Source organism: Snodgrassella sp. ESL0304 (assembly GCF_013344995.1).
Classification (GTDB): Bacteria; Pseudomonadota; Gammaproteobacteria; order Burkholderiales; family Neisseriaceae; genus Snodgrassella; species Snodgrassella alvi.
Genome location: NZ_JAAEDR010000012.1, coordinates 209,653 through 236,019 on the forward strand (window position 1 = coordinate 209,653; position 26,367 = coordinate 236,019).

General features: G+C 42.7%; 29 protein-coding genes. 19 read left to right on the forward strand and 10 right to left on the reverse strand.

Translation table 11 applies throughout. The features are described from left to right. Nucleotides 1-79 precede the first annotated feature (79 nt). From GYX91_RS04510 to GYX91_RS04565, 12 genes are all read left to right on the forward strand, one after another. The gene (locus GYX91_RS04510) at nucleotides 80-364 is read left to right on the forward strand and encodes a phage tail assembly protein (RefSeq protein ID WP_025330546.1); all 285 of its coding nucleotides are present in this window, start codon (nucleotides 80-82) and stop codon (nucleotides 362-364) included. Beyond that, on the forward strand, nucleotides 306-512 hold the full coding sequence (locus GYX91_RS04515; protein WP_078474951.1) for a GpE family phage tail protein: 207 nt from the start codon (nucleotides 306-308) through the stop codon (nucleotides 510-512). Before GYX91_RS04510 ends, GYX91_RS04515 begins: the two co-directional genes overlap by 59 nt. A gap of 165 nt (nucleotides 513-677) precedes the next feature. Beyond that, entirely contained in the window at nucleotides 678-3,203 is a 2,526-nt protein-coding gene (locus tag GYX91_RS04520; protein ID WP_174830042.1) for a phage tail tape measure protein, read from the forward strand. After that, on the forward strand, nucleotides 3,203-4,099 hold the full coding sequence (locus GYX91_RS04525) for a phage tail protein (RefSeq protein WP_084547233.1): 897 nt from the start codon (nucleotides 3,203-3,205) through the stop codon (nucleotides 4,097-4,099). Before GYX91_RS04520 ends, GYX91_RS04525 begins: the two co-directional genes overlap by 1 nt. A gap of 2 nt (nucleotides 4,100-4,101) precedes the next feature. Continuing rightward, nucleotides 4,102-4,323, forward strand: a complete 222-nt coding sequence (locus GYX91_RS04530) for a tail protein X (RefSeq protein ID WP_025330549.1) — start codon at nucleotides 4,102-4,104, stop codon at nucleotides 4,321-4,323. Further along, nucleotides 4,311-5,408, forward strand: coding sequence for a phage late control D family protein (locus GYX91_RS04535; protein WP_174830043.1), 1,098 nt, complete (start codon nucleotides 4,311-4,313; stop codon nucleotides 5,406-5,408). The genes GYX91_RS04530 and GYX91_RS04535 overlap by 13 nt, the downstream gene beginning before the upstream one ends. Next, nucleotides 5,392-6,021, forward strand: coding sequence for a phage baseplate assembly protein V (locus tag GYX91_RS04540; RefSeq protein WP_037475427.1), 630 nt, complete (start codon nucleotides 5,392-5,394; stop codon nucleotides 6,019-6,021). Before GYX91_RS04535 ends, GYX91_RS04540 begins: the two co-directional genes overlap by 17 nt. 83 nt (nucleotides 6,022-6,104) lie before the next feature. Beyond that, nucleotides 6,105-6,476: a GPW/gp25 family protein gene (locus GYX91_RS04545; RefSeq protein ID WP_174830044.1), complete on the forward strand. Its 372-nt coding sequence runs from the start codon at nucleotides 6,105-6,107 to the stop codon at nucleotides 6,474-6,476. Further along, nucleotides 6,473-7,618, forward strand: coding sequence for a baseplate J/gp47 family protein (locus GYX91_RS04550; RefSeq protein ID WP_174830045.1), 1,146 nt, complete (start codon nucleotides 6,473-6,475; stop codon nucleotides 7,616-7,618). Before GYX91_RS04545 ends, GYX91_RS04550 begins: the two co-directional genes overlap by 4 nt. Then, the gene (locus GYX91_RS04555) at nucleotides 7,611-8,189 is read left to right on the forward strand and encodes a phage tail protein (protein ID WP_174830046.1); all 579 of its coding nucleotides are present in this window, start codon (nucleotides 7,611-7,613) and stop codon (nucleotides 8,187-8,189) included. The genes GYX91_RS04550 and GYX91_RS04555 overlap by 8 nt, the downstream gene beginning before the upstream one ends. Then, nucleotides 8,189-9,430: a phage tail protein gene (locus GYX91_RS11045; protein ID WP_238791318.1), complete on the forward strand. Its 1,242-nt coding sequence runs from the start codon at nucleotides 8,189-8,191 to the stop codon at nucleotides 9,428-9,430. Before GYX91_RS04555 ends, GYX91_RS11045 begins: the two co-directional genes overlap by 1 nt. Before the next feature lie 9 nt (nucleotides 9,431-9,439). After that, nucleotides 9,440-10,081, forward strand: a complete 642-nt coding sequence (locus tag GYX91_RS04565) for a hypothetical protein (RefSeq protein ID WP_174830047.1) — start codon at nucleotides 9,440-9,442, stop codon at nucleotides 10,079-10,081. A 354-nt stretch (nucleotides 10,082-10,435) separates the two neighbouring features. On the opposite strand, the gene GYX91_RS04570 is transcribed toward GYX91_RS04565, so the two are convergent. Together GYX91_RS04570 and tsaE are read right to left on the reverse strand one after the other, a co-directional pair. Beyond that, nucleotides 10,436-11,758 (reverse strand): N-acetylmuramoyl-L-alanine amidase, encoded by a 1,323-nt coding sequence (locus GYX91_RS04570; RefSeq protein WP_174830048.1) that lies wholly within the window; start codon nucleotides 11,756-11,758, stop codon nucleotides 10,436-10,438. A gap of 3 nt (nucleotides 11,759-11,761) precedes the next feature. Then, entirely contained in the window at nucleotides 11,762-12,232 is a 471-nt protein-coding gene (gene tsaE, locus GYX91_RS04575) for a tRNA (adenosine(37)-N6)-threonylcarbamoyltransferase complex ATPase subunit type 1 TsaE (RefSeq protein WP_174830049.1), read from the reverse strand. 235 nt (nucleotides 12,233-12,467) lie between these two features. On the opposite strand from tsaE, the gene murI reads away from it, so the two are divergent. From murI to upp, 6 genes are all read left to right on the forward strand, one after another. Then, entirely contained in the window at nucleotides 12,468-13,277 is an 810-nt protein-coding gene (murI, locus tag GYX91_RS04580) for a glutamate racemase (RefSeq protein WP_084565570.1), read from the forward strand. Between the two features lie 23 nt (nucleotides 13,278-13,300). Further along, nucleotides 13,301-13,942: a phosphoribosylglycinamide formyltransferase gene (purN, locus tag GYX91_RS04585; RefSeq protein WP_174830050.1), complete on the forward strand. Its 642-nt coding sequence runs from the start codon at nucleotides 13,301-13,303 to the stop codon at nucleotides 13,940-13,942. 17 nt (nucleotides 13,943-13,959) lie between these two features. Continuing rightward, nucleotides 13,960-14,634, forward strand: coding sequence for a DUF3108 domain-containing protein (locus tag GYX91_RS04590; protein WP_174830051.1), 675 nt, complete (start codon nucleotides 13,960-13,962; stop codon nucleotides 14,632-14,634). 9 nt (nucleotides 14,635-14,643) lie between these two features. Next, nucleotides 14,644-15,906 carry an RsmB/NOP family class I SAM-dependent RNA methyltransferase gene (locus tag GYX91_RS04595; protein WP_174830166.1) on the forward strand — a complete coding sequence of 421 codons (1,263 nt, stop codon included), beginning with the start codon at nucleotides 14,644-14,646 and terminating at the stop codon, nucleotides 15,904-15,906. 22 nt (nucleotides 15,907-15,928) lie between these two features. Next, nucleotides 15,929-16,240 (forward strand): Grx4 family monothiol glutaredoxin, encoded by a 312-nt coding sequence (grxD, locus tag GYX91_RS04600; protein WP_174830052.1) that lies wholly within the window; start codon nucleotides 15,929-15,931, stop codon nucleotides 16,238-16,240. Between the two features lie 75 nt (nucleotides 16,241-16,315). Then, nucleotides 16,316-16,948, forward strand: a complete 633-nt coding sequence (upp, locus tag GYX91_RS04605) for a uracil phosphoribosyltransferase (RefSeq protein ID WP_084551583.1) — start codon at nucleotides 16,316-16,318, stop codon at nucleotides 16,946-16,948. Between the two features lie 267 nt (nucleotides 16,949-17,215). Here the strand turns inward: upp and GYX91_RS04610 are convergent, their stop codons facing one another. The 6 genes from GYX91_RS04610 to arsC form a co-directional block, all read right to left on the reverse strand. Then, the gene (locus GYX91_RS04610) at nucleotides 17,216-18,625 is read right to left on the reverse strand and encodes an ATP-binding protein (protein WP_084565571.1); all 1,410 of its coding nucleotides are present in this window, start codon (nucleotides 18,623-18,625) and stop codon (nucleotides 17,216-17,218) included. After that, complete coding sequence (locus GYX91_RS04615) at nucleotides 18,601-19,263, reverse strand: response regulator transcription factor (protein ID WP_084551581.1); 663 nt, start codon at nucleotides 19,261-19,263, stop codon at nucleotides 18,601-18,603. Before GYX91_RS04615 ends, GYX91_RS04610 begins: the two co-directional genes overlap by 25 nt. Before the next feature lie 128 nt (nucleotides 19,264-19,391). Then, on the reverse strand, nucleotides 19,392-19,652 hold the full coding sequence (locus tag GYX91_RS04620; protein WP_084551580.1) for a hypothetical protein: 261 nt from the start codon (nucleotides 19,650-19,652) through the stop codon (nucleotides 19,392-19,394). A gap of 434 nt (nucleotides 19,653-20,086) precedes the next feature. Beyond that, on the reverse strand, nucleotides 20,087-21,376 hold the full coding sequence (gene hemL, locus GYX91_RS04625) for a glutamate-1-semialdehyde 2,1-aminomutase (protein ID WP_100125622.1): 1,290 nt from the start codon (nucleotides 21,374-21,376) through the stop codon (nucleotides 20,087-20,089). Between the two features lie 403 nt (nucleotides 21,377-21,779). Then, nucleotides 21,780-22,439, reverse strand: coding sequence for a YdcF family protein (locus GYX91_RS04630; RefSeq protein ID WP_144370485.1), 660 nt, complete (start codon nucleotides 22,437-22,439; stop codon nucleotides 21,780-21,782). Further along, nucleotides 22,440-22,796 carry an arsenate reductase (glutaredoxin) gene (arsC, locus tag GYX91_RS04635; RefSeq protein WP_025330570.1) on the reverse strand — a complete coding sequence of 119 codons (357 nt, stop codon included), beginning with the start codon at nucleotides 22,794-22,796 and terminating at the stop codon, nucleotides 22,440-22,442. Between the two features lie 266 nt (nucleotides 22,797-23,062). On the opposite strand from arsC, the gene GYX91_RS04640 reads away from it, so the two are divergent. Next, nucleotides 23,063-23,581: a TlpA disulfide reductase family protein gene (locus GYX91_RS04640; protein ID WP_174830053.1), complete on the forward strand. Its 519-nt coding sequence runs from the start codon at nucleotides 23,063-23,065 to the stop codon at nucleotides 23,579-23,581. Here the strand turns inward: GYX91_RS04640 and nadB are convergent. Together nadB and nadA are read right to left on the reverse strand one after the other, a co-directional pair. Continuing rightward, the gene (gene nadB, locus GYX91_RS04645) at nucleotides 23,576-25,114 is read right to left on the reverse strand and encodes an L-aspartate oxidase (RefSeq protein WP_174830054.1); all 1,539 of its coding nucleotides are present in this window, start codon (nucleotides 25,112-25,114) and stop codon (nucleotides 23,576-23,578) included. The genes GYX91_RS04640 and nadB overlap by 6 nt on opposite strands. Continuing rightward, complete coding sequence (nadA, locus tag GYX91_RS04650) at nucleotides 25,086-26,309, reverse strand: quinolinate synthase NadA (RefSeq protein ID WP_174830055.1); 1,224 nt, start codon at nucleotides 26,307-26,309, stop codon at nucleotides 25,086-25,088. Before nadA ends, nadB begins: the two co-directional genes overlap by 29 nt. Nucleotides 26,310-26,367: the final 58 nt, after the last annotated feature.

Here is a 26,367-nt window from a genome sequence, read left to right on the forward strand (position 1 = left end):
CGGAGTGAGCTTTTTTATGGTTGAAGTATTTTTATATGCTGAATTGATTCAGTAATTATTGATTAGTCGAGGAATAAATATGGCACAAACTGAAGCGCAAAATCTGCAAGAACAATTGGGTACAGGCAAAGTAATTAAACTGGCCGAACCACTGCAAACACCAAGTGGTGCGATAACGGAGCTGACATTGCGCCGGGTACGGGTTAAAGATTTTAAACGTGCTGCAGAACAGTATCCTGATAATGCAGTATTACAGGAAGCTCAGTGTCTGGCTATGGCATCTGGTCTGCAAAGTGAAGATTTTGATGAGTTGTCATGGGAGGATTACACGCAGGTGCGTCAGTTTTGTCTGGGTACTCACTGATTGGGATAGTTTTTATCAGGCAGCTGCGGATTTAGCGTGGTGGTTTGGTTTTTCTCCGGCAGATATTGATGAAATGTCTCTGGAGGAAATTTTGCAATGGCAGCAACAGGCTAACCGGCAGATTAAAGCCAAATACAGCAAACTATAACTGGTTGCTGTCTGAAGTAACTGTGCTGTTAACTTGTTGTAAGCTTATAAGCGTGGTTATGAAGTGATAATAAGTTGACAGTCACAGTAATCGAAACAACAAATAATATAAATAAGTAGATTCCAATACAGTTAGGTAATTGGAGAAAAATATATTGGTGCCGTTATGGATAATGGATTCGTTTCTGATTTTGGTGAGGTGCACCGTTCTGTAAAGGCTTTTGGCTTTGCTATCAGTACAGCGACCTGGCATGTTGAGGAGATGGGAAAAGCTTTACAAGGTTTACATGGACAAATTCGCTCTATTGATAGTTTTTCAGCAGCGACGGCTAAAGCGGGTAATGCTCAGGATAAATTAACTCAGGCAATTGAAAGACAAAATAAGGTTCTGGAGCAGCGCACTAAAATCGGTAGTGAATTAAGCAAAACTAAGAGCACGCTGCAAGCTTTGATGAAACCAGCTGAAAAGTCTGTAAAAATTTATATGGAGCGCGAAACATCTGAAACCGGGCTGAAGCAGGCTATGATGCAAAATGATGGCAGATTAGGCGGATTTGATCAGATTAATGCCCGAACAGCACAGCTAAGCCTTGAGCAGCGGGGAAATAAAAATGATTTTACCAGTCTTGCCACTAATATGAAGATGGCTAATATGTCTGATGATTCGCTACTGCAGGGAGGTATGAAGTCAATAGCCAGTTTTAATGCATTATTCGGTAAAAAAATTGAGGATATTTCTGTTGCCAAAGGGCTGATGCAGACTTATAAGCTGAAAGATACTGAATTATCAGCCGGTCTGGACGCTGTACAGAAAATGGCTTATTCGACCGGAATGAGTTTGGAAGATATAGAAAAATTTCAAAGTGCAATGGCCTCTCCTTTGCAAAGGCTTCATCTGACCGGTTTACAGAACCAGCAAAAAATATATGCTTTAGAAGGTATGGCAATACAAGGCGGTATTAGTAAAGCTGTGGCCGCAGATGGGATGGAAGAATTTCTGAATAAGCTGGCGCAGGGACCTAAAGCTATGCATCTGGCTACGTCAGCTATGAATGCGGAAATGCGCCAGATGATGCAGAAATCCGGTGTAAAGTTTGATTTATTTAATAAAGACGGTTCACTTAAAGACATGCGTGTGGTTATTGGTGAGCTGGAAACGAATTTTAAAGCTGTTAAAACTAAGTATGGTGAACGCGCTGCACTGAATATGATGGATGCTGTGTTTGGCGGGAAGGGCGGACAAGTTGCTTCAGCCGCGGCTAAAGGTGGTCATACCGGTTATCAGGCCATGCAAACTAAAATAAATCAGCAGCCTTCTCTTGATCAGCGAGCAGAACTGCAGACAAATACGCTGGCTGTCAGTATGGAAAATCTGCAAGATTCGGTTGCTGAAGTCGGGAATGCTTTTGGTGCTATTCTGGCACCGGAGATTAATACTTTCGCTCAGGTGGCTAAAGATGTGCTGCTTAATACTGTATTGCCTTTTATTCAGAAACATCCAACGCTGATTAAATCTGTAGTGGCTTTTGGTATTGGAATGGCAGGCTTACGGATGGTATTACTGACTGTTCGTTATGCGATTACTATGGTTACCGGTCCGCTGGCTGTTCTGCGTACTATTTTTGCCCGTTTTCAGGTGGCACGTGAGCTTAAGCAAAGTGGTTCTGTATTTAAGCGTCTTCGAACTGCAATTTCCTCAGTAGGAAAATCTGCAGGTTCATTGCGTCAGAAACTGATGTCTTTTGGCAGTAAGCTGTCCGGCATTGGAAAAAAGTTTACTGTTTTTAGTAAAGGTCGTGCTGCATTAGGTTTATTGAAAAAAGCATTTGGTGCAATTGGTCGTGCAGCAATGGCTCCCATCAAAAAAATTGTGCAGTCTTTTGGTCTGATTTCTAAGGCGGTGAAACCTCTGTTTTCGGTTTTTTCGAATTTGGGGAAGGGGTTTAGTGTTTTAGGTAAAGGCAGGTTTGTACTTAATTTGCTGCGTCAGGGAATTATGGCAGTAGGCCGGGCTTTCTTGATGTCACCGATAGGCTGGGTTGCGCTGGCCATTGGTATGGCCGCCTTATTGATTTATAAATATTGGCAGCCAATCAAGAAATTCTTTATTGGTTTATGGGATACGGTTAAGACCAAATTTGAAGCCGGTATGAATTTTTTCAGAGAATTACCTGCTAAATTCAGTGAATTCGGGCGCAATATTATTGATAGTCTGGTCCGAAGCTTTACTGAAGGTATCAGTAAAGCTGTTAATGCTGTAGGTGAGTTTGCCAGTAAAATTATTAATAAGGCTAAATCAGTATTGGGTATTAACTCCCCCAGCCGGGTATTTAAAAGTATCGGCAGCTCGCTAATGGAGGGAATGCATCTGGGAGTTGATCTCGGGGCGGATAAACCTGTTTCGGCGATAGGTCAGGTAGCTGAGCGTTTACAGCAGAAATTTAAAGCCGGTTCCGGAAAGCTGACTGCACAGTTAAATGAAAAAATGCAGCTAAATGCAGCAGAGTTTGCACAGAACCGTTATCCGGCCGGACATGATTCAAGTGCTGTAACCATTAATTTTAATCCAACAATTCAGGTTAATGGTAATGCTGACCGTTCAGTCATTCAGCAGGCGCTTGCACTGAGCCAGCGTGAATTTGAACAGATGTACCGGCGCATGATGCAGGCAAAAGAGTTGAGGAGTTACTGATGTATGCAATGCTAGGGGATATTCGCTTTGAACTGCTGGATAGTTTCACCAGTTATGAAGAAACGCACAGTGCTGTTTTTGCCAAACATGATGTACTGGCCGGGCGACCGCGGCTGCAGGCTACCGGTAATGATTTGACTACGATACGTTTTGGTATGCTGCTGCATTGGAAACTGGCTAATCCGGATAATGCCTATAATGCGCTGATTAGTGCTAAAGAAGCGCAGCAGGCGCTGGCACTGGTGTTCGGTTCCGGGCGGTTTGCGGGCTGGTTTGTGATACAGCAATTAAGCAGTACAACTTTAATCCAGGATGCTAAAGGGCGTACGGCGGCGCGCGAAATTAGTGTTGAATTGCTTGAATTTGTTGGTGATCCGAATAATCCGTTACCAACACCGGGAATCATGACCGGACAGAATCCGCTGCTTGCTCTTTTACCGGAGTCGGTTAAAGGCGCGGTTAATAAAGTTTCCGCAGCGGTTCAGACTGGTGTGCGTATTTATCATTCTGTTGAACAGAATATTACTGATATTCAGAACCTGATTACGCGCGCGCGTACTGTTCAGCATAATACTGCTGGCTGGATGGGGTTGATTGCAGATGTATTGTCTATAGGTGGTCAGACTCTGGATAAACTGAATACTTTACCTGAGATTGGTGAATGGTTCGGAAATCTGGCCGGAGCAGCAGATTTTCTGTCTTACACGGGTCAGGCAGCCTGTCAGCTGCAAACATGTATTAATTTAATACAAACCGGTTACGATAGCGGAGAGTGGGGCGATTGGCTGAATACCAGTGAACAAGTGTTAGCAACGGTAGAAGACAGTATTGGAAATGCAACTGCAGGTACCCAGTCATTGACGGCGTGGCTGGCCGCAAGAAAAGATGAGGTCTGATTATGGTTGATTCAGTCTTGCAATATCAGACCAGTGAAGGGGATCGCTGGGATTTGATTGCACATAAATACTATGGTGATGCCACGATGATAGACAGGCTGATTGCGGCCAACCCGCATTTAGCGCTGGCTGAACAATTTACGGCAAATCTGACTGTACTGATTCCGGTTATCCGGTCTGATACTCATGCTGCTCAGGAGGATATGCCACCATGGATGCGGTAAATATGTTAAAAGGATTATCCGGCTTGAGCAAAACACATCCGGTTACTATGCCGGATTTCACTATCGAATACGAAAAAAAAGACATTACATTAGCAATTAAGCCTTATCTTATCAGCATTAGTTATACGGATTATCTGGGCGAGCAATCAGATGAGCTTTCTGTGTCGTTTGAAGATACAGATGGCAGATGGTTGCGTAACTGGTATCCTGAACAGGGTGATTTGCTGTCGTTTTCTCTAGGTGATCAGTTTACCGGTCTGGTGAATCTTGGTAATTTTGAGATTGCGGATATCGATTATGCATTTAAACCAAATGTGATTACTCTGAAAGCGCTTTCTACGGGAATTACTTCGGCCAGCCGGACTTTACAGCCTAAGGCGTATGAAAAAACCACTTTGGAAAAAATTGTACAGACAGTAGCCGCACGATTACAACTGGTGGTTAAAAATCCGATTGCCAAGCTGGAAATTGAACGTATCACACAGTATCAGGAAAGTGATGTTGAATTTCTGGCGCGACTAGCAAAACAGTTTGGCTATACTTTTAAAATTGTTGATAAGACTCTGGCTTTTATTGCCAATACGGAATTAACTGCACAGGAACCGGTACTGGAGTTGCTGCCAGAAGATATTGAGTCAGCCAGTTTTCGCGATCAGATCAAAGGCGTTCCTAATGAAGTTGTTGCTTCCGGCTACGACCCTAAGGCTAAACAAGTACGTACGGTTAAGCGTAAAGGACAGCCGTTACGCCCGCAAAGTAAACAGGGTGCAAGCGGTGACCAGCTGAAAATTGTGGCTAATAAAGGGGAATCACAGCAGCAATTAGCTGCACGTGCAGATGCTGCATTGGCCGATGCACGCAAGTGTCAGGTAACCGGCAGTCTGGATCTTTTTGGTAATGTCAAGCTGGTAGCCGGTCAGATTATTCGTCTGAGCGGTTATGGCAAAATGTCGGGAAATTACCAGATTAAGCAGGCAAGCCATAATTTGAGCCGCAGTTCAGGTTATGTAACATCTCTGGAAATAAATATGATTGAATATATTGCTGATGACGCAGATGGTGATAAACATGCAGAAACTGTATGAATTTGGTGCGACTTTACAGTTTGGTATTGTTGAATCCATTGATGCCGGACGGCATATGCTTAAAGTCAGTTTACCGGCATTAGAAAATATTCATACTGACTGGCTGCCAATGCTGACTGCTGCTGCAGGCGGAAACAGTTTTTATTCACTGCCTGACAGAGGGGAACTGGTAGCCTGTATTCTGGATGCACGGGGAGAAAATGGTGTGGTTTTGGGAGCCTTATACAATCAGGCTGATAGCACACCGGTAAATAATAATAATGTCTGGATGAAAAAATTCAGTAATGGTACGGTGATCAGCCATAATCGCAATAGTGGTGAAGTATGTGTTCAGACTGGTGGAGCAGTAATTGTAGAAGCAGATACGGTACTGGTTAAAGCAGGTGATATTACTCTTGATGCACCTACTACTACTGCTACCGGCAGCTTACTGGTACAGGGGCAACTGACCTATCAGGGCGGAATGGCCGGTTCCGGCGGTGGTGGTACGGCAGCCTCAATAACCGGCACAATTAAGGTTGAAAACGGAGATGTGGTAGCCGATGGTAAAAGTCTTAAGAGTCATACTCATCCTGATCTGACTTCAGGTGGAAATACGGGCAAACCAAACTGATAATCAGCGAAACGCTCTGCTAATTCTTATTTTTTATATCCCTGTTCATTCTGACAGGGATTTTTATTTTTTGGAAAACCGCTATGACCATAACACCGCGTACCCGCCACTGGCAGCTAGCGCCACTGAATAGTGGCTGCGATATTGTTACCGGTATTGATGATATTAATCAATGTATTTTGAATATTTTAATAACCCGTAAAGGGACAGATGTAACCCGGCCGACTTTTGGTTCAGACCATCTGGACTATCTGGATACACCAGAAGATGTCTTTATTCCGGGTGTAACCCGTGAAGTGATTCTCGCTATTCAAACCTGGGAAAAGCGTGTGGTAGTGGAGCAGGTATCTTTTACTGGTCACGCACCTAAACTGACGATAACTGTTCATTGGCGGATCGCAGAAGAGGTAGCCGGTGAAATTTATCAAACAAATATTGGGTTGGTACAAAAATGACAGATTTAACTAAGCTTTCACGAACAGATGTAAAAATAGTTGAGGACGATCTGGCAACGATTCTGGCCGATACCATAAATGATTATCAGAATCGTACGGGCAAAACACTACAGCCGGCGCATATTGAACGCTTACTGATTAATACTTACGCCTATCGCGAGGCATTAACCCGTCAACAGGTAAATGAGGCTTACCGGCAGCAGCATGTTCGTTTTGCTACCGGCCTGATGCTGGATTTATGTGGTGATGATGTTAACACTCCGCGATTACAGGCTCAGCCGGCACAAACAACACTGCGCTTTCAGGCTGTACTAAAAGGTAAAGAGCAGATTGTGATTCCGAAAGAAACCAGAGTTACAGTGGACTCGCTGATATTTACTACTACAGCAGCAGGTATGCTTACCGCAACCACTCCCAGCATTGAGCTCAATGCTGTCTGTCAGGCAACGGGAATCATAGGAAATGGCTGGTCACCAGGCCAGATAAACACTTTAGCTGATCATTTGACCGATATTGCTGAAATTAAGGTCAGCAATGTCACGACATCAAGTGGTGGAGTAGATGTTGAAAGCGATGATGCTTATCGGGTACGTATTCTGCTTGCCCCTGAATCATTTTCGGTTGCCGGACCTGTAGGAGCCTATGAATATTTTGCCAGACAAGTTAGTCAGGACATCATTGATGTTTTTGTAACCAATGATACTGATAAACAAGGTAAACCCTTGGGGGGTGTTGTAGCAGTTAATTTGCTTACAAAAACCGGCTTGCCCTCAGCAGAACTAGTTAATCAGGTTCAGACAGCTTTGTCTGATGAGCGGATACGTCCACTATGTGATCAGGTGATTGTACGGGCTCCGAAAACGTTTACTTATCAGGTAAATGCAATATTAACTTTGTATATTGGTGCTGATGCAAGAACTGTGCTTGCAGCAGCCCGAACTGCCTGGCAGCAATATCAGATTAGTCAGGAGCAACGACTCGGAGTAGATGTAGTTCCGTTAGTTATACAGTCATTATTAAAAGTTGATGGTGTTTATAACGTTGCCACACCGGATTTAGCGTTGACTAAGATTGCTGCTGATACATGGGCACACTGTACTGATCTGACCCTGAGCATAGCTGAGGAGGCAGTGGATGGCTAGGCTGACCTATGCAGCAGTGATTGAGCGTGATCAGCGTATGCGGGCACTGGCTGCTCTGGGATTACGTCTTGATTTGGTGTCTACACCACAGCTTATGCCCCGGCTAGTAGAACTGGTATTGCCCAATCATCTTGAACTTCTGGCTGAAAGCCATTGTATTCTCGGAGTAAACGGATACTGGCTGGCAGAAAGCAATCAGGCCAAACGTCAATTGATTAAAGGTGCATACGAGCTTCATCGCAATAAAGGAACACCCTGGTCGTTACGAGAGATTGTCCGCCGCCTCGGCTTTGGTGAAATAACGATTATTGAAGGGCTTAATCACCAGCGGCACAACGGTAATATTCAGCGCGATGGTATGTATGTACGCGGACATAATAGTTACTGGGCGCATTACCGTATCTTACTGAATAACCCGATTACCAATCAACAGGCAGCTTTATTACGTCAAACTCTGGCTGCTTTTGCTCCGGCACGCTGTGTGCTTTCCAGTCTCGACTATACTGCTGTACCACTACAGCATAACGGAAAGGCACAGCGGGATGGCTCATTTAACAAAGGAACTGCTTAATGGCAAATTTAAAAGAATCTTCGTTCTGGGAAGAAGGTATTTATCAATGGGAAACATCCGATCCGGTATTGGGCGGGGAAAATGGTATCGATAATGTACCGACACGACAGTTGGCCAACCGAACCAAATGGCTGAAAGACAATAAACTGGATAAATCAGCTACAGCTGCCAGCGCAGATTTGGCTAAAAAAGCACAGGTAGCTGACAAACTTAGCAAAGCCAGAAATGTGGGTGGGGTCGCATTTGATGGTTCAGCGGATATTGATTTACCCGGAGTAAATAAGCCCGGAAATCAGAATACTTCTGGAAATGCGGCTACAGCCTCGTATGCGGCTCAGATAGCTGCAAGAAAAATTGGTGGAGTTATATTTAATGCTAAAACAGATGTAGATTTACCGGGTGTCAATATCAAGGGTAATCAGGATACATCTGGTAATGCTGCTACTGCAACAAAATTGCAAGCGGCCTGTAAAATTGGTGATGTGCAATTTGATGGTACAGCGGATATTGATTTACCCGGAGTAAATAAACCCGGTAATCAGAATACATCCGGTAACGCAGCTACTGCCTCATACGCGGCTCAGATAGCTGCAAGAAAAATTGGTGGAGTTATATTTAATGCCAAAACAGATATAGATTTACCGGGTGTCAATATTAAAGGTAATCAGGATACATCTGGTAATGCAGCTACTGCTACCAGATTGCAAACAATATGTACAATAAATGGTGTACCATTTGATGGCAATACCAATATTAATACTACGCCTGCCGGAGCTGTACAGTTTTTTGCTATGGATACTGCACCAGTCGGCTGGTTAAAAGCTAATGGTGCAGCTTTATCACGTTCTACATATGCAAATCTATTTGCTGCAATTGGCACACGCTTCGGTGAGGGGGATGGCTCAACAACATTTAATTTACCGGATTTACGTGGTCTATTTTTGCGAGGATGGGATGATGGGCGAGGTTTAGATAAAGATAAAAACCGTGAATTAGGAAGCTTGCAACAAGATGAAACTTTCTCAGATAAAGATAAGACAAATAGATATTATCTAGTAGATTCAAAAGATCATAAAAATAAAATACTGATAGAACAAAACAATCTTCAACAGGAAGCAATATATAAAACAAATATGGTATCAACAGCCGTATTTGGTTCTGACCACTTGATAAGCATTGGTGGTAGATCTTCTGAAGTACGCCCATTGAATGTTGCATTATTAGCCTGCATTAAAATTTAAGGAATGAAAATGGAAATACAAGCAAAAACTATTCCTGTATGCCAGTTAGACGAAAATAATTATTTTGTTGGAATGACTATCGCTGACTTAGACCCTCTGGTAAATAATGGTCATTATTTAATTCCAGCATTATGTATTCAGACTGAACAGCCGGAATTCAAACATGGATTTGTTGCTCAATGGACGGGTAAAACATGGAAGTATATTGAAGATCATCGCGGAGAAACCGTTTATAATAAGAAAACCGGAGAAGTGGTGGTAATCAATGGATTGGGTGTATTGCCAGCAACTGTAACTACAATACCTTGTCCTGATATTTATCATCAATGGTCTGATAAAACAAATAACTGGATAGAAAAAGCGGATGCTGAACAGTTACGCTTGCAGGATAAACGCAATAATGCCGGTTCACTATCCCGCACACAAATGCTTTCTCAATTGGAAATCACTCTGGATAAAAATAAAGAAGCATTAGTGAAAGATGCAGAAGATGTGTTAAAGGGAATTGATTTAATCAAGATTCGCAATTACATTCTGGAAACTCAGTTTTTTGCTTTAAACGATGATAACTGGTGGAAATATTTAACTGATGTTTTGCATCTGGGTGAAAAGCAAATATTTGATATATGGAATGAAGCCATTAATATTTAACTGAATTATTTTTAATAATTTAATCTATAGTTTTGTGATAAGTTCATCGTTATTAATAGCTACGAAATATTATCAAGTTTATTAAATAAATTGTTTTTTGTTATTTTAATAATTATATTAATACTTTCTAATTTTCAATTATTACAGAATATTGATTGTTGGCGGAATGAATAACAACAATCAATATTCTGTATTTCTTTTTATTTGATACCAATTTGTTCAAACTTTAAATTTATAAAATAAATTATTTTGATATTTAGGTATCCGATTTGTCTTTATTATGTCTATATAATATTGATTGATTAAAATTAATATCATTTAGTCATTTTCTTTTTGTTTTTCCGAAGATTCTTATCAGCGGCGCGCCAGCACAGCTGTAGACAGATAATCCTTAATTCCGCTACTAATTGAGTTTGCAACTTTTTTTCTGAAATCGCTGTTAGATAGTAAGCGTTCTTCAGTCGGATTGGAAATAAAAGCTGTTTCAACAAGAATTGATGGGATATCCGGTGCTTTCAGGACGGCAAAATTTGCCTGATCGACACTGCCTTTATGCAGGTTGTTGATTTTGGCCAGTTGATTCAGTACGTCTTTACCGAGTTTCAGACTATCATTGATGGTAGCTGTCTGAGTCAGATCAAACAGTGTGTTGTTGACATTTTTATCAGTTGAATAATTTACCCCGCCAATCGAATCAGCTGCATTCTGGGTTTGTGCCAGATATTTGGCTGCTGCACTGGTGGCGCCTTTAGGATTAAGTGCATACACACCAGTACCTTTTGCTGACGGATTGGTAAATGCATCTGCATGAATGGAAACAAAAACATCTGCTCTGAGTTTACGCGCTTTGGCTACACGTACACCCAATGGGATAAAAATATCTTCGTTTCGGGTCATATAAGTTTTGTAACCATACGAATCCAATATTTTTTTTACTTCACGCCCTATAGCGAGCACCACATCTTTTTCACGCAGACCGGAAGGACCTGTGGCTCCGGGATCTTCACCACCATGTCCGGGGTCAATCATAATTACAGGCTGACGATTCAGTTTATTTGGCGTACGTGATGGTTGAGGAGGCTGCTGAGTTACTGGAGGTTTATTTTCAGGCAGTTTTTTTACCGGAGGTGTGGAGGCTGTAGCCTGAGGACGGGTAGTGCCGTCACTGTTTACTTTACCGTGACTGTAATCCTGTAATAGAGCCATTAACGGATCGTTTTTTTCCTGTTCCATGGCTACGGTGGCGGTAGGGTATAAATCCACTACCAGTCTGTTTTTAAAGTTGGCAACCGGAGCAAGAGAAAATACCTGAGGATTAACGGTGGTTTTCAAATCCATCACGATACGGATGGTTTCAGGATTAAATTGTCCGACGCGGACACTGGCAATATAGGGATCCATTGGGAGAACTTTATTGCTCAGTTCACGTAAAAACTGATTGGTGGCTGACCCCTGAATATCAATAACCAGACGGTCAGGATTCTTTAGCTGAAAATATTTAAACTGGATGGGTGTTGTGGATTCTAATGTCATCCTGGTATAGGCTGTGGCCGGCCAGATGCGTGAAGCCACAATATCAGCCCCTGTCTGGGCTGCTCGTGCAAATGGAGTCAGGCTGATTAAAAGCGTGCCGGTAGATGTAATTAATAATTTCCGGCGGCTGATGTGGTTGGACATAGTTTATTCTGTAATTTTATTTAATGTTTTTGTTCCGTTTGTAGTAACGGCATTTATCTGTACTGTACGGCCACTACCATTGATGGTGATGGTCAGGATAATGTCAGCCGGAGGTGCTAAATCGCCGCCAAGCTGTGGCCATTCCATCAAAATAATACTATCTGCTGTAATCAGTTCATCCAGCCCTGCATCCAGCCATTCTTCCGGATTTTGAAAACGGTATAAATCAAAATGATGCAGGTTAAAGCCTTTAAACGGATAAGTTTCAACTATATTGTAGGTAGGGCTTTTAACCGCACCGTTGTAACCAAGAGCGTTGAGTAAGCCTCTGGTAAAGGTTGTTTTGCCCGCACCCAGATCACCTTCCAGCCAGATAATCAGAGGAGGGCTGATAAGCTGTGCAAAACGTTCGCCCAGTTTCAGGGTATCGTTTTCATCAGCCAGAAAAATTTCACGGACTTCAGTGGCAGACATGGTGTTTTTAATTAATCAAAACGGGGTTATTATGCGATAAAGTTTGTAATAACGAAAGTAATAAAATTCAGTCTGTCTGTCTTGTTTCCGGATTCAGGCTTCTTTTATGTACATTTGTTGTGTACTAAGCTATGAGTATATTTCCGGGTCAATGCTATAATCACAATAATGACTGATATTCGATTAATTCAGTTTATGCTGAACTGAGTTGTCATGGTCAATAATGAAGAGACAAATGACTGCAATACAACAACAACCTATAGGTGTATTTGATTCCGGGGTAGGCGGCCTGACAGTGGTTCGCGCACTGATGGAACGGCTCCCTAATGAAAATATTATTTATTTTGGTGATACGGCGCGGGTTCCGTATGGTGTGAAATCCAGACATACGATTGAAGTTTATACTGAACAGATTGTATCTTTTCTGCTTGAGCATGATGTTAAGGCGCTGGTTGTGGCCTGTAATACTATAGCTGCGGTGGCAAGAGAAAAAGTAAGGCAGCTTGCAGGCACAATGCCGGTTCTGGATGTGATTGCTGCAGGTGCACAGGCTGCTTTGGAAACCACTCAGAATAATCACATTGGTGTAATAGCCACCAGTACTACTGTTAATAGTAATGCTTATGCCCGGGCGATTCACAATCAGAATGCACAAACGCGTGTTTTTTCACAAGCCTGTCCGTTGCTGGTGCCGCTGGTGGAAGAAGGCTGGCTGGATCATGAAGTTACCCGCTTGACTGCAAGGGAGTATCTGAAGCCGATTCTGGCAGAAGAGGTGGATACGCTGGTTTTGGGATGTACTCATTATCCGTTACTGAAGCCATTAATCCGTCAGGAGGCTCCTGAGCTGAAGTTAGTTGATTCGGCGATTACGACTGCTGAAGCTACTGCATTGGCATTGGAACAGCATAATCTGATTAATCCTGATCATTCAGGTGCGCAATACCGGTTTTATGTCAGTGATATTCCGCTACGTTTCCAGACAATTGGTGAGCGATTTCTGGGGCGAAGTCTGGAACAGCTGGAAATGGTTTCTTTGGGCTAGGTATTTTGGTTGACAGGTGAGAGATGAGCGCTAAAAAAAGAATTGTGATTCTGATTTCCGGTCGCGGCAGCAATATGCAGGCTCTTGTAGAAGCCGATATTGCGCAGGCAGAAATTGTGGCAGTAATCAGTAATCGGTATGATGCAGCCGGTTTACTGTGGGCTGCGCAACACGGGCTGACAACCGAGGCAATCAGCCATCATGATTATCCAGGCCGTGAAGCATTTGATGCGGCATTGATAAAGCATATTGATGCTTATCAGCCTGATTTGGTGGTACTGGCTGGCTTTATGCGCATTTTAACACCTGAGTTTTGCAAACATTATACGGACAGGTTAATTAATATTCATCCGTCATTATTGCCCGCTTTTACCGGACTGCATACTCATCAGCGTGCACTGGATAGTGGCTGCCGGGTGGCAGGCTGTACGATTCATTTTGTCACTGCCGAGCTGGATTGCGGTCCGATTATAGCCCAGGGTGTAGTACCTGTTCTGAACGGGGATACAGCCGAAACTTTGGCACAGCGGGTATTAAAGATTGAACATCAGCTTTTACCAAAAGCAGTGGCTGATTTTGTTGCTGGAAATCTGGTAGTTGAAGGTAACAGAGTTAAAAATCTTGCTGATGCTGTTACGGATAATGTGGCCTGCCTGAAAAACTGAGATGTTATGAGAAAAATATGAAGTTGAAAGTATATTCAGGTTTGATATTTGTCTGGATAAATTTGCTGTTCATACCTATGGTACAAGCAGCAGATCTGCCTCAGCAGGCACAATTGCAGTTTGTCGACAGTTATGGTTTGCCGGTAAATATGGATTTTGTGCAAAAGGATGGTCAGTATCAGATTAATACGCAAATTAATTTGATTTTTTACCAGATGCAGTTTATTTCGTCCGGAACCGTAAAAGACTCAGTTTTAAATCCGCTTTCCTACACTGACAGCCGCTTTGGCAAACCATATGCTCAGGCACGTTTTTCTGAGCATGGGGTTGATTATGGTAAGGTTTCCGAAGCAGTTAAACATATGTCGGTGAATGGACCGGTATATGATATGTTTGCTCTTGGCTGGCAGCTGGGCTTTAATCAAGGTAAATTGCCCGCAAATACTTATCTGACTAATGGTAAAAAAGTATACCAACTGGATGCAGTTAACGGCCGTGGTAGTGATCAGCTGATGTTAAACGGACGGCAAATTGAGATCAGACAGTACAGTATCAGTCGTGGCGATGATGTAGTGGAATATGCATTCGCTCCCCAGCTTGAAAATATTCCGGTACGGATTAGCTATGTGGACAATGGTAAAGTATATACATTGCAACTGAAAGGCGGCCGGATTAACGGGAAGGTTTTTTAAGAAATTATGATAAATGCACAACAACTTGATTTAACTACTTCTGCGCTGGCACAGGTGTTAACATTCAGACAGCCTGCAGATGTTGTGCTCTCAGCTTTTTTCCGGCGTGAGCGCAAGCTGGGTATGCGTGACCGGCAGGAAATAGCTGAAACTGTGTTCGCTACTATCCGCCATTTGCAGAAAATTCAGAAGATGCTGCCAAAACCGCATCAAAAACCACGTCGGGCAGCTTTGGCTGCATTGGTTTTAGGGCGGGGAATAAGTGTACACGGTGTAGAATCACTTTGTGACTCAGAAGAAAAGCAGTGGCTGATTGATGTTAAAGAGCAAAAGTCTGCTTTTGCTTCCGATCTGACAACAGCTGCTGAGCTGCCTCAATGGTTAATTGAGTGTCTGCAACAGCAGGGCTGGGATGATAATCAGATTGCTACTTACGGTCGCAGTGTTATGCAGCCGGCGCCGCTGGATGTACGGGTAAATACTCAGAAAGGCAAACGTGATAAGATTCTGTCTGCGTTACAGGCAGAAGGATTGCGTGCTGAAGCTACGCCTTTTTCGCCATGGGGAATCCGGCTATTTGATAAACCGGCTTTAAACAAGCATCCGCTGTTTTTAGACGGTGTGCTGGAAGTTCAGGATGAAGGCAGTCAGCTGCTGGCGTTGCTAACAGGCGTTAAACGCGGTCAGATTGCTGTCGATTTCTGTGCCGGAGCCGGTGGTAAAACACTGGCGATGGGGGCAATGATGGCTGGCAGCGGACGGCTGTATGCTTTTGATGTGGCTGAAAAACGTTTGGCTAATATGAAGCCGAGAATGGTTCGGGCAGGTCTCACTAATATTCATCCGCAGCGGATTGATAATGAGCATGATGCCCGTATTGCCAGATTAAAGCATAAGGCAGATTGTGTGCTCGTTGATGCGCCCTGTTCCGGCATGGGCACCTTGCGCCGTAATCCTGATTTAAAATATCGTCAGAGTAATGACAATATCCAGACGTTGCTCGAGCAGCAACAATCAATTTTACAGGCAGCTTCTGAACTGGTACGTCCGGGCGGAAGGCTTGTGTATGCAACTTGCAGTATTCTGGAAACGGAAAATCAGCAACAGTTAAATAATTTTCTGGCAGCCAATACAGGCTGGCATATAGAACCGGTGCAGACTTTGCTTAAAAGTAATGTCTTACCCGATATGCAGGGTGACTATCTGCAATTGAACACCGGTGAACATCATACAGACGGTTTTTTTGCCGCTGTACTTACACGCATTAAATAAAGTGATATAAGAAGGAATGTACATGAGTACTCAGGAAAGAATTAAAACGCTTGTTACTGAACATCCGGTTGTGTTGTTCATGAAAGGCACTAAGCAGTTTCCACAGTGTGGTTTTTCATCCCGTGCTGTACAAATATTGGAAGCTGCCGGTTTAAAAGAGTTCTATACTGTTAATGTGCTCGAAGATGAAGATATCCGTCAGGGTATCAAGGAATATGCAGACTGGCCGACAATTCCGCAATTGTATGTAAAAGGTGAATTTGTCGGTGGTTCTGACATTATGCTGGAGATGTACGAAGCAGGTGAATTGCAGACTTTGCTGGCGTCTGTCTGACAGAGTTTTGTTCGGAAATATTTTCCGGTAGCTGTTTTATTCAGGTTTTATAGCAATTATTTTTTGGAACTGGCTATGAATATAAATGTGATTGACCATCCTCTGGTGAAGCACAAGCTGTCATTAATGCGAGAAGAAGATTGCAGTACTTATCGTTTTCGTACGCTGACTAAAGAACTGGCACGCTTAATGGCTTATGAAGCCAGCCGTGATTTTGATGTGGAAATTGTCAAAATGCAGGGCTGGTGTGGTGAGATTGATGCTTACCAGATTAAAGGCAAAACGGTTACTATTGTACCGATTCTGCGGGCAGGGCTGGGTATGCTGGATGGCGTACTGGACTTAATCCCTACAGCTAAAATCAGTGTAGTAGGTTTACAGCGCGATGAAGAAACGCTGGAACCGGTACCTTATTTTGAAAAATTTGTCAGTCAGATGGATAAACGCCCGGCATTGATCATTGATCCAATGCTGGCAACAGGCGGATCCATGAATGCAACTATTGAGTTACTTAAGAAAAAAGGTTGCAAGGATATTAAGGCATTGGTTCTTGTAGCAGCTCCTGAGGGGGTAAAGGCTGTCAATGAAGCTCATCCTGATGTGACTATTTATGCAGCGGCTCTGGATGATCATCTGGATGATAATGGCTATATTATTCCTGGTTTGGGCGATGCTGGTGACAAGATTTTTGGTACTAAGCACTGGTAATTTAAATTCAGATTATTTCATGCAGTCTGATTGCTGAAAGAATCTGCTAATAAAAAACACAGAATTTTCTGTATGGAAGATTCTGTGTTTTTTATTATGCTGAATTAAATCCAGATTTGTTTTTAAAAATGGATATGGGTATCAGATAAATATTCTAAATAGAATTGGTTTGTTGGATAAGAAATAAGTTTTTGTTTATAAGATGATAAATCAAATATTTGCCGGTTAATTACAATTTGATGCAATCATTTTGTAAGATTTAAGATGTTATTTGTTTTGTGCTTGCAGCTTATCTGGGCTGAATATCAGGCTTACAGCCAGTCCTGCTTTCTGTTCTGAATTTCGCAGGCCAGAGTCTGCCAGACTGATACTGATGTGCCACTGATCACACAGGGTTTTAACGATTGCCAGCCCGAGACCGCTTCCGCTTTCATTGTTGCCCAAAATACGATAAAACGGTTCAAATACTAGCTGGCGTTCAGTTTCAGAGATTCCCTGACCATTGTCTTCTATAAGTAAAATCGTTTTATTATCTGTAGTTGGTCTAATGCCAATGCATATTTGCCCATCAACAGGAGTGTATTTGATGGCATTACTCAGTATATTTTTCAAAATAGTATATAAATCATTACTGCTGACTGGCAGAAAAACATCTTCGCTAATGTCGAAACTTAAGTTCTGTTTTTTTTGTTCGGCCAGCGGCAATAATTCGGCAATTAAATCACGCAGTAAGGGCATTAGTGCAGTTTTCTGAGCATTGTTCGCTATCAGATGTTGCTGCTGCTGATGCTGTGCTCTGGCCATAGATAATAATTGGATAAGCAGCTGTTCGGTTCTTGCAATACCTGCTTTGATTTGTTCAATAAGTTTGTGTTGATCCTGAATAGTTAATTCCGGTTCATCAAAACGTGCTATTTGCAAGGTAAGTGCGGTAATTGGTGTACGTAATTCATGTGCTGCATGACTGATAAATTTTTTATCATGCTCCATTGCAGCCTGTAGCTGACTGAACAGGCGGTTAAGTGCGGTAATGAAAGGGCGGATTTCTGTCGGTACGTGCCTGGTATCCAAAGGTGATAAATCATTGGCGTTGCGTGCGGTTAATTCGCTACTCATTTCCTGCGTTGCCCGAAACAGGCGGCGAATCCAGATAGCTGTAAACAGCCATAGAATAGGCATTAGAATAAGAAATGGCCAGACTACACTTAATGCACTGTCTTTGGCTATATGATTTCGGTATGCTGTACGCTGAGCAACAATAATCCGCTCACGTTCACGGGTGAGCAGGTAAACCCGCCAATGACGAGCTACCGTAGTAAAGTTATGAAAACCATCAGGTAATTGCTGAAGGTTCTGCACAGCATTATCATCTCCCATCAGAATATTGAGATAAGGTGAATCTAGTGTCTGTGCCAGCACGCGCGGTTTGGGCAGTGTTCTGGCGCTTTCAGGAAAGTTGAGATCTTCCTGTGTATCTCTGCGCAGTATGGAACTGCGCGGATCAAGTAAATGGGCTATCTGCTCCAGCTGAGCATCTTGTAAATCCTGTGTTTCCCGAAAAGCAGTCTGATAGGCAAGAATGTCACCAATAATAGCGATTGAAGTTACTACGATGGTTAAAACCAGTAATAAGCGCCACTGTAGTGATGAGACTATCCGCGTCGGTCTACCAGCCATCCTAGTCCTCGTACATTTTTAATCACATTACTGCCCAGTTTTTTTCTAATTCCGTGAATAACTACTTCTACGGCATTGCTTTCTACTTCTTCATTCCAGCCGTATAGCTTTTCTTCCAGTTCCTGTCGAGACAGTATCGTGCCGGGTTGGAGCAATAAACTGTACATCAAAGCATATTCTCGTGCTGACAGCCGGGTAACCTGTCCGTTGGCACTGACTTCACGAGTAGCAGGATTCAGGGTAATGGTGCCATTGCTTAGTATAGGAGTTGCATGTCCGCTACGGCGGCGTAATAAAGCCCGGATACGCGCCAGTAATTCGGAAGGCGAAAAAGGTTTAATTACATAGTCATCGGCACCGCTGTCCAGACCATTAATGCGTTCTTCCACTGTGTCTCGGGCAGTAATCAGAATAACGGGTAAATCACAGTTTTTTACACGCAAGTGGCGTAAAACACTTAGACCATCCTGTCCGGGTACACCAATATCCAGTAGGGCAATATCATAAATTTCTGGTTGCAATGCATTTTCAGCTGCAATACCGTTAGCAACACAATCAACGGCAAAACCGGCAGCATGCAGCATATCGCTTAATGCCTCTGCAATCATTTTGTCGTCTTCAAGAAGTAAAATTCGCATGAGTTAACATTTTTCCGCATAGACTTGTAAACCAGTCTGTATTGTTTCAGACTGTGAGATATCTATGATAACAAAAACCGTTTCAGGATTCCTGAAACGGTTTTATTCAAACGTTAACCAGCGACTGATTAGTTAGTTTCAGTAGTGGTAGTAGTTTGTTTAGTTGTAGTAGTACTAGCAGCTGCTTTTCTGGCATGTGCTTTTTTAGTATGTACTTTTTTTGCTGGTGCTTTTTTAACAGCTGGTTTTACAGTTTTAGCACTGGTGTTTTCAGCTGTAGTGGTTGTAGTAGTGGTGGTAGCTGTAGCTGGTTTAGGGGGAGTAGCAAAGGCAGCAGCAGCAGTTAAACCAAAGATAGCACTTACAACAGCAGCAGTGATTTTTTTCATGACAGATCTCCATTAAAAGTAATTAAAGACAATAACCATCTCGGTTCTTGTTGATGCACAGTATGGCTTTAAATACTTAGGCAAGACTTAGCTAAATGTTGTTTATTGTTAATTTAATGTAATTAAATGTTATTATTTAGAGTAAGTATAGATTCGCTTATTAGTTTAAAATTTAAAATAATATGCATTTATAATGGTTTATGTTTGATATATTGAATAAAGACTATTATTTATATGCTATTGAAATCTATTCGTTAATAAAAAATAAATGAGATTTTTATAGAAAATGGAACTTAATCTTGTCTTAATATGTGACTGCTAAAAGTATAAATATAAAGATATTTAAATTACGTGATTATTAGTTCAGAGTTGATTATTATCTATGATACCAGTGTATGTTTTACTTTTGACATACACTGGTAAGAATAAATGTCTCAGACAGTGCGTGCAATTTCCGTAAATGCTTCGGCAGCTAAACCCAGTGTATCTGCAATGATTTCACTGCTATGAGCAGCTGAAACAAAACCCGCTTCATATGCTGATGGTGCAAATGCAACACCGCGTGACAGCATGGCATGGAAAAACTCTTTAAATAATATCTGATTGGTATTTTGCATATCTGCAAAACAGGATGGCAGATTATTAGTAAAGTAAAAACCAAACATTCCGCCTTCACTGCGGCTGCTGAAAGGGATATTGGCTTCACGTGCGATTGCCGTCAGACCATCACTCAACTGTCGGGTATGTTTGCTGAGTGTAGTGTAAAAATCCGGTCGTTGTATGATTTCCAGTGTTTTTAGTCCGGCTGCTACACATACCGGATTACCAGAAAGGGTACCTGCCTGATAAACAGCACCTAAAGGCGATATACAGGCCATAATGTCTGCACGGCCACCGAAAGCTGCTACTGGCATGCCTCCGCCAATTACTTTGCCAATTGTCGTTAAATCAGGCTTAATACCATGGATAGATTGTGCCCCGCCCAGAGCAACGCGAAAACCAGTCATTACTTCATCGTAAATAAGAACACTTCCATACTGTTCTGTAAGTTCACGCAGTGCCTGAACAAACTCAGTTGTGGCGGGGATCATGTTCATATTACCGGCAATTGGTTCGACAATAACACAGGCAATACTGTCGCCCTTGCTGGCAAACGTTTGTTGTAAAGCCTCAACGTCATTATAAGGTAATACCAGGGTATGGCGGCTGAAATCTTCAGGTACGCCGGCAGAGCTGGGATTACCAAAGGTTAGCAGACCAGATCCGGCTTTAACCAACAGACTATCTGAATGACCATGATAACAGCCTTCAAATTTGATGATATTGTCCCTGCCGGTAAAACCTCTGGCCAGACGGATTGCACTCATGGTTGCTTCTGTACCTGAACTGACCAGTCGAATCTGCTCCATGCTGGGCATGATATGGCGTATTTCTTCAGCAATTCGGATTTCATTTTCTGTCGGTGCGCCAAAAGATAAGCCATTTTCGGCCGCCTGACAGACTGCCTGAACAACTTCAGGATGTGCATGACCGACAATGGCTGGTCCCCATGAACCGACATAATCAACATAACTGGTTTGATTTTCATCCCATACATAAGCTCCCTGAGCTTTATTAATAAAGCGGGGTATGCCGCCGACACTGCCAAAAGCCCGTACAGGAGAATTTACTCCGCCGGGAATAATGGCTTTTGCCTCTTCAAAGAGCTGTTGGTTTCTATCCATGATTATGACCTCTGCTTTATTGGAATATCAGATAACTTGCATTCAGGGATTAATCATACTATCGATTACCCTTAAAGGTTAATTGTCTTTAGCTTTTCGAACAGGAATCCGGAAGATAAAATAAAATATCAGGGTAGCAGTAAGTATTTTTAATGGTAAAAAAATAATTGATTTATTAAATATTAATATGTAATTTCTTACTATTGATACTTGATTAAGTAAAACTTATCTATTTTCAAAGAAATTAAGAATAATCTATAGCTGATTGTAAAATCGTAAGTCACATATATAAAGACAGAGCTAAGATTTCAGATTTAAAATCTTATAGCTATATGAAGTTTATGCTTTTTAGCCAGAATAATAGACTGAGTTCTCAGATTCTGAGGCAACTAAAAGAAAATTACTAAACTAGTGTACGAAGCATACGAATAAAACGCGGAAATTTTGATAAATGCTGCACCCACTGATATACCATTAAAGTGTAGCTTTCCTGCGCAATAAAGCGTAATTTCGACTGAGTTGCGGTGTAGCGGGTAGTCGGAGTAGGCGAAAGCTGTACATTTAAACCCAGATCACGTGCCATAAAGCAAGCACGTGCCAGATGATATGGATCGCTGACAATAATAAAGCTATTTAGATCATTATCATCAGCTATGGCTTTTGCATTAACCAGATTCTGCCAGGTGTCACGCGAATGATTTTCATAAATAATATCATTGGCATCAACACCGTTACGGATAGCATAGCGACGTCCGACGGCTGCTTCCGTCATGAAACCGGCTCTGGGGCTGCCACCAGTAAAGAGAATTTTTTTTACTATGCCGGCACGATACAGATTAATGGCATGATTGATACGTTCACGGAAAACTGGTGAAGGGCGCTTATCCCATGCGGCTGCACCAAGCACGATAGCGGCATCGGCTTCTGTCGGTACTTGCTGCGGATGGCTGAGCTGGTAGACTGTAGCAACACTAAAAGCATAGTTGGCCCCAACAAATAGGCTACATCCGGCAATTACAGTGCGCAGACAATACCAAAAACCTAAACGTGTGCCGGAGCCCATTTATTGTTCAAGTAAAGCTTCAATATTCGTTAACGGGCGACCTATAGCGGCATGTTCGCCGTATACAGCTATCGGTCGTTCAATTAAAATCGGATGTGCTGCCATTGCGGCAATCAGAGTATCTTCATCTGCTTCAAGCAGATTCAGTTGTGTAAACAGATCATCTTTACTGCGCATCATTTCCCGTGCTGAATTGATGGCCAGTTTTTGTTTCAGTGAACGAATTTGTGCTTCGGATAAAGGCTCGGTCAGGTAGGGAATGACTTTGGTATTAATATTGCGTACTCGGAGTAAAGACAGGGCAGCGCGCGACTTAGAGCAATTTGGATTATGGTACAGTATGACGGTGTGTGTCATGATTATCCCTGAACTTCTAAAAATAAAAAATCTAAATTGGAAGTGTGGACGAAACTTCAAATTTTGACAAGTATTATTAATTATTCTAAAGCTAAAGCTGAATTAATGTGTCGGATGTAAATAAATTATCTGCTTTTGAATATGCATTTCAATTGATTTATACAAAATAAAAAAATAAACCCCTTACCTGCTAATGTTTTTGCGGCAAAATTTTATATGAATTATTCTATAATAATTGCTATTAAAGGTAATATTAAGGTAATGATATGTTTCCGCCTGCCCAAGTATTGAAAAAAATATTTTTAATTAGCGCACTGTTTCTGAGCTGTATTCGTGTGCATGCTGCAGAATTACAAAACTGGCCTCAGCGTACACCGGCTACTTTACCAACTGATTCCCCGATAATGGTAGTAAATGTCTGGGCAACTTGGTGTAAACCTTGTCGTAGTGAAATAGCTATGCTTTCGCGCTGGTATCAGCAACAACGAACTTCAGGGAAGAAAACCGTTGCTGTCGTTGGTGTATCTTTAGATAATGATGCAAATTTACAACGCTTTACTCAGCAGGTGTCCGTACCGTATCCGTTATACCGTTATACAGGTTCGGATAGCCGTGCATGGATGCAACGATTAGGCAATAATATTGGCGGAGTACCTTTTACTCAGGTTCAGGCACCTAAATGCGGTTTTCAGCAGGCATTGATAGGTACACTGAGTGAAATAAAGCTGAATCAAGTGATTACTGAAGCCAGACGGCAGTGTAAACAGCACAACGTTCGTTTATAGATTTTCCTGTAGGTCAAGATTAAAGTGGGTGCCACGGTTCATTTGCTGATTTAGCCCGTCCTGTACCATTAATAGCGCAGTTACCAGTGACAGCTTATATTGCTGATTAATAGTTTGCCGATACCAGTATTGTAATATTTTAAGCAGTGTAAGCATTTCATCAGTTCGCCGGCAAATTCCAAAATAACGGCTCATGGAGTGTTGCAGTGCTTGCATGCTGAAAGAAGGGATATCCTGAATCGGATGAGGATGTTCCGGAAAAATAATTTCCTGCCAGGTTAATTCTGATGAATTCTTCTGCTGATTGATTGGCCATGTTTGCGGATATTCTTTAGAAGCAACTATCGATGCCGCGGCATTGCGTCCGGTTACGACACATTCAAGTAAAGAATTACTGGCCAGACGATTGGCACCATGTAGCCCGGTACAGGCAGTTTCACCTATAGCATACAACTGAACCATATCGGTACGCCCATCGGTGTCTGCAACAATGCCGCCACAGGCATAGTGTGCTGCTGGTGCTACCGGAATTAATTCACGAGTGATATCCAGACCCTGTTGCAGACAATGCTGGTGAATTTGTGGGAAATGTGTGCGGATAAAGCTTTCAGGTAAATGAGTAATATCCAGATACACACAGTGATGGCCGGTTTTGGCTATTTCGCTGGCAATGGCGCGTGCAACAATATCACGCGGAGCCAGCTCGGCACGGTTATCGTATTCAGGCATAAAGCGCCGGCCTTGCTGATTACGTAAAATACCTCCTTCACCGCGTACAGCCTCAGAAATCAGAAAACACGGATTTTCAGGTAAGGCAAGTGCTGTGGGATGGAACTGTACGAAAGCCAGATTCTGAGTTCTGCAACCAGCCATAGCCGCTAAAGCAACTCCCAGTCCATTTGCTGTTACCGGATTAGTGGTCAGAGTGAATAATTGTCCCAATCCTCCGGTTGCCAGTACTGTATGCTTAGCCTGAATGGTTACGGTCTCATCAGTTTGTGCCATCTGTACGACTGCTCCGGTACAAACTGAATTTTCATGCACCAAATCGATAACACAGCTATGCGGCAAAATATGAATATTTGGTCGTGCTGATAGCTGTTGCTGGAGTGTATGAGTAATACTGCGACCAGTATGATCTGCTGCATGTACGATACGCCGCCGGCCATGTCCGCCTTCACGTGTCAGGTGCAGGTGACCATTCTCACGGGTAAATTCCACGCCATGGGCGCATAACCATTCAATAGCACTGTTGCCTTCAACCAGAATCTCGGCAGTCTGTTTTTCATTACAGCAGCCGGCACCGGCTATAAGCGTATCCTTAATATGTTCGGCTACACTGTCTGCCTGATCGATAACAGCTGCTACACCGCCTTGTGCCAGATTACTGGCACAGGTTGATAAATCTTCTTTTGCCAGCAAAGTAATGTGAAAATTTTCCGGTAAAGATAAGGCTACCGTCAGCCCGGCCAAACCGGCACCGATAATCAAAACATCGGTATTATTAACAGAGCAGGGTGTGATATTGGTCATGTTGGCTAATCCAGTGAGCAAAAATATCGGGGGAATGGTTTTCTGTATGGTAAGGATTGGTCTTATCAGTATGAAATTCCCGCCATGCAGTTGAAAAATCAAGCATACGCTGTATGGAAATACCAGCCTGTTTACCCAAAGCAGAAGGTAGATCGATTTTATGCTGTTCTGGTTTGCTTAAAGCATCTATACAGGCTTGTAATCCGTTCATAGCCATCCAGGGACAGAAAGCACAAGACTTGCAGGTGGCACCATTGCCTGCAGTAGGTGCGGCCAGAAAGGTTTTTTCCGGAGCATGTTTATGCATTTCATGTAATATGCCCTGATCTGTCGCTACAATAAATGTATCTGCCGAATCGTGAATTGCTGCCTGCAACAGACGGCTGGTAGAACCTACTACATCAGCTAAAGCGACTACAGCAGCCGGTGATTCAGGATGAACCAGTATTTTGGCATGCGGATAGCGTGCTTTCATTAAAGCCAGCTCCTGACCTTTAAATTCATTATGTACCAGACAGGAACCCTGCCAGAGCACCATATCTGCACCAGTCTGATTCTGAATATATTCTCCAAGATGTCTGTCCGGGCCCCAGATAATTTTTTTTCCCTGGGCATGTAAAAAAGAAACAATTTCCAGAGCAATTGACGAAGTAACGACCCAGTCAGCCCTGGCCTTAACTTCGGCACTGGTATTGGCGTAAACCACAACTGTCCGATCCGGGTACTGGTTGCAGAAAGCAGTAAATTCTTCTGCCGGACAACCCAGATCAAGAGAGCAGGTGGCTTCAGTATCGGGCATAAGAATAGTTTTTTCCGGACTGAGTATTCGTGCAGTTTCGCCCATAAATTTCACTCCGGCTACCAATAAAGTCTTTGCCGGATGCTGTGCTCCGAAACGTGCCATTTCCAGTGAATCACCAACCATGCCGCCTGTAGCCAGAGCCAGATCCTGTAATTCCGGTTCAACATAGTAATGTGCCAGCATCACAGCTTGCTGTTGCAGTAATAGAGCTTTTACCTGTTCAATATATTTTTGCTTTTGTTGCCGGTCCAATTGCTGTGGAATTTTAGCCCAGGCACATTGCAGCACAGCAGATCCATCTTTAGTAGTTTGCGCAGCATTCTCAGAAGCTGCAACTGATGACAATTGTGGTTTTTCGTAATCGAATGCACGCCATTGATTGGTACTTTGCATAATCGCTCCTGAAAGGAATAATTAATTATGCTCATAATGAGTATATAAGGCAATACGA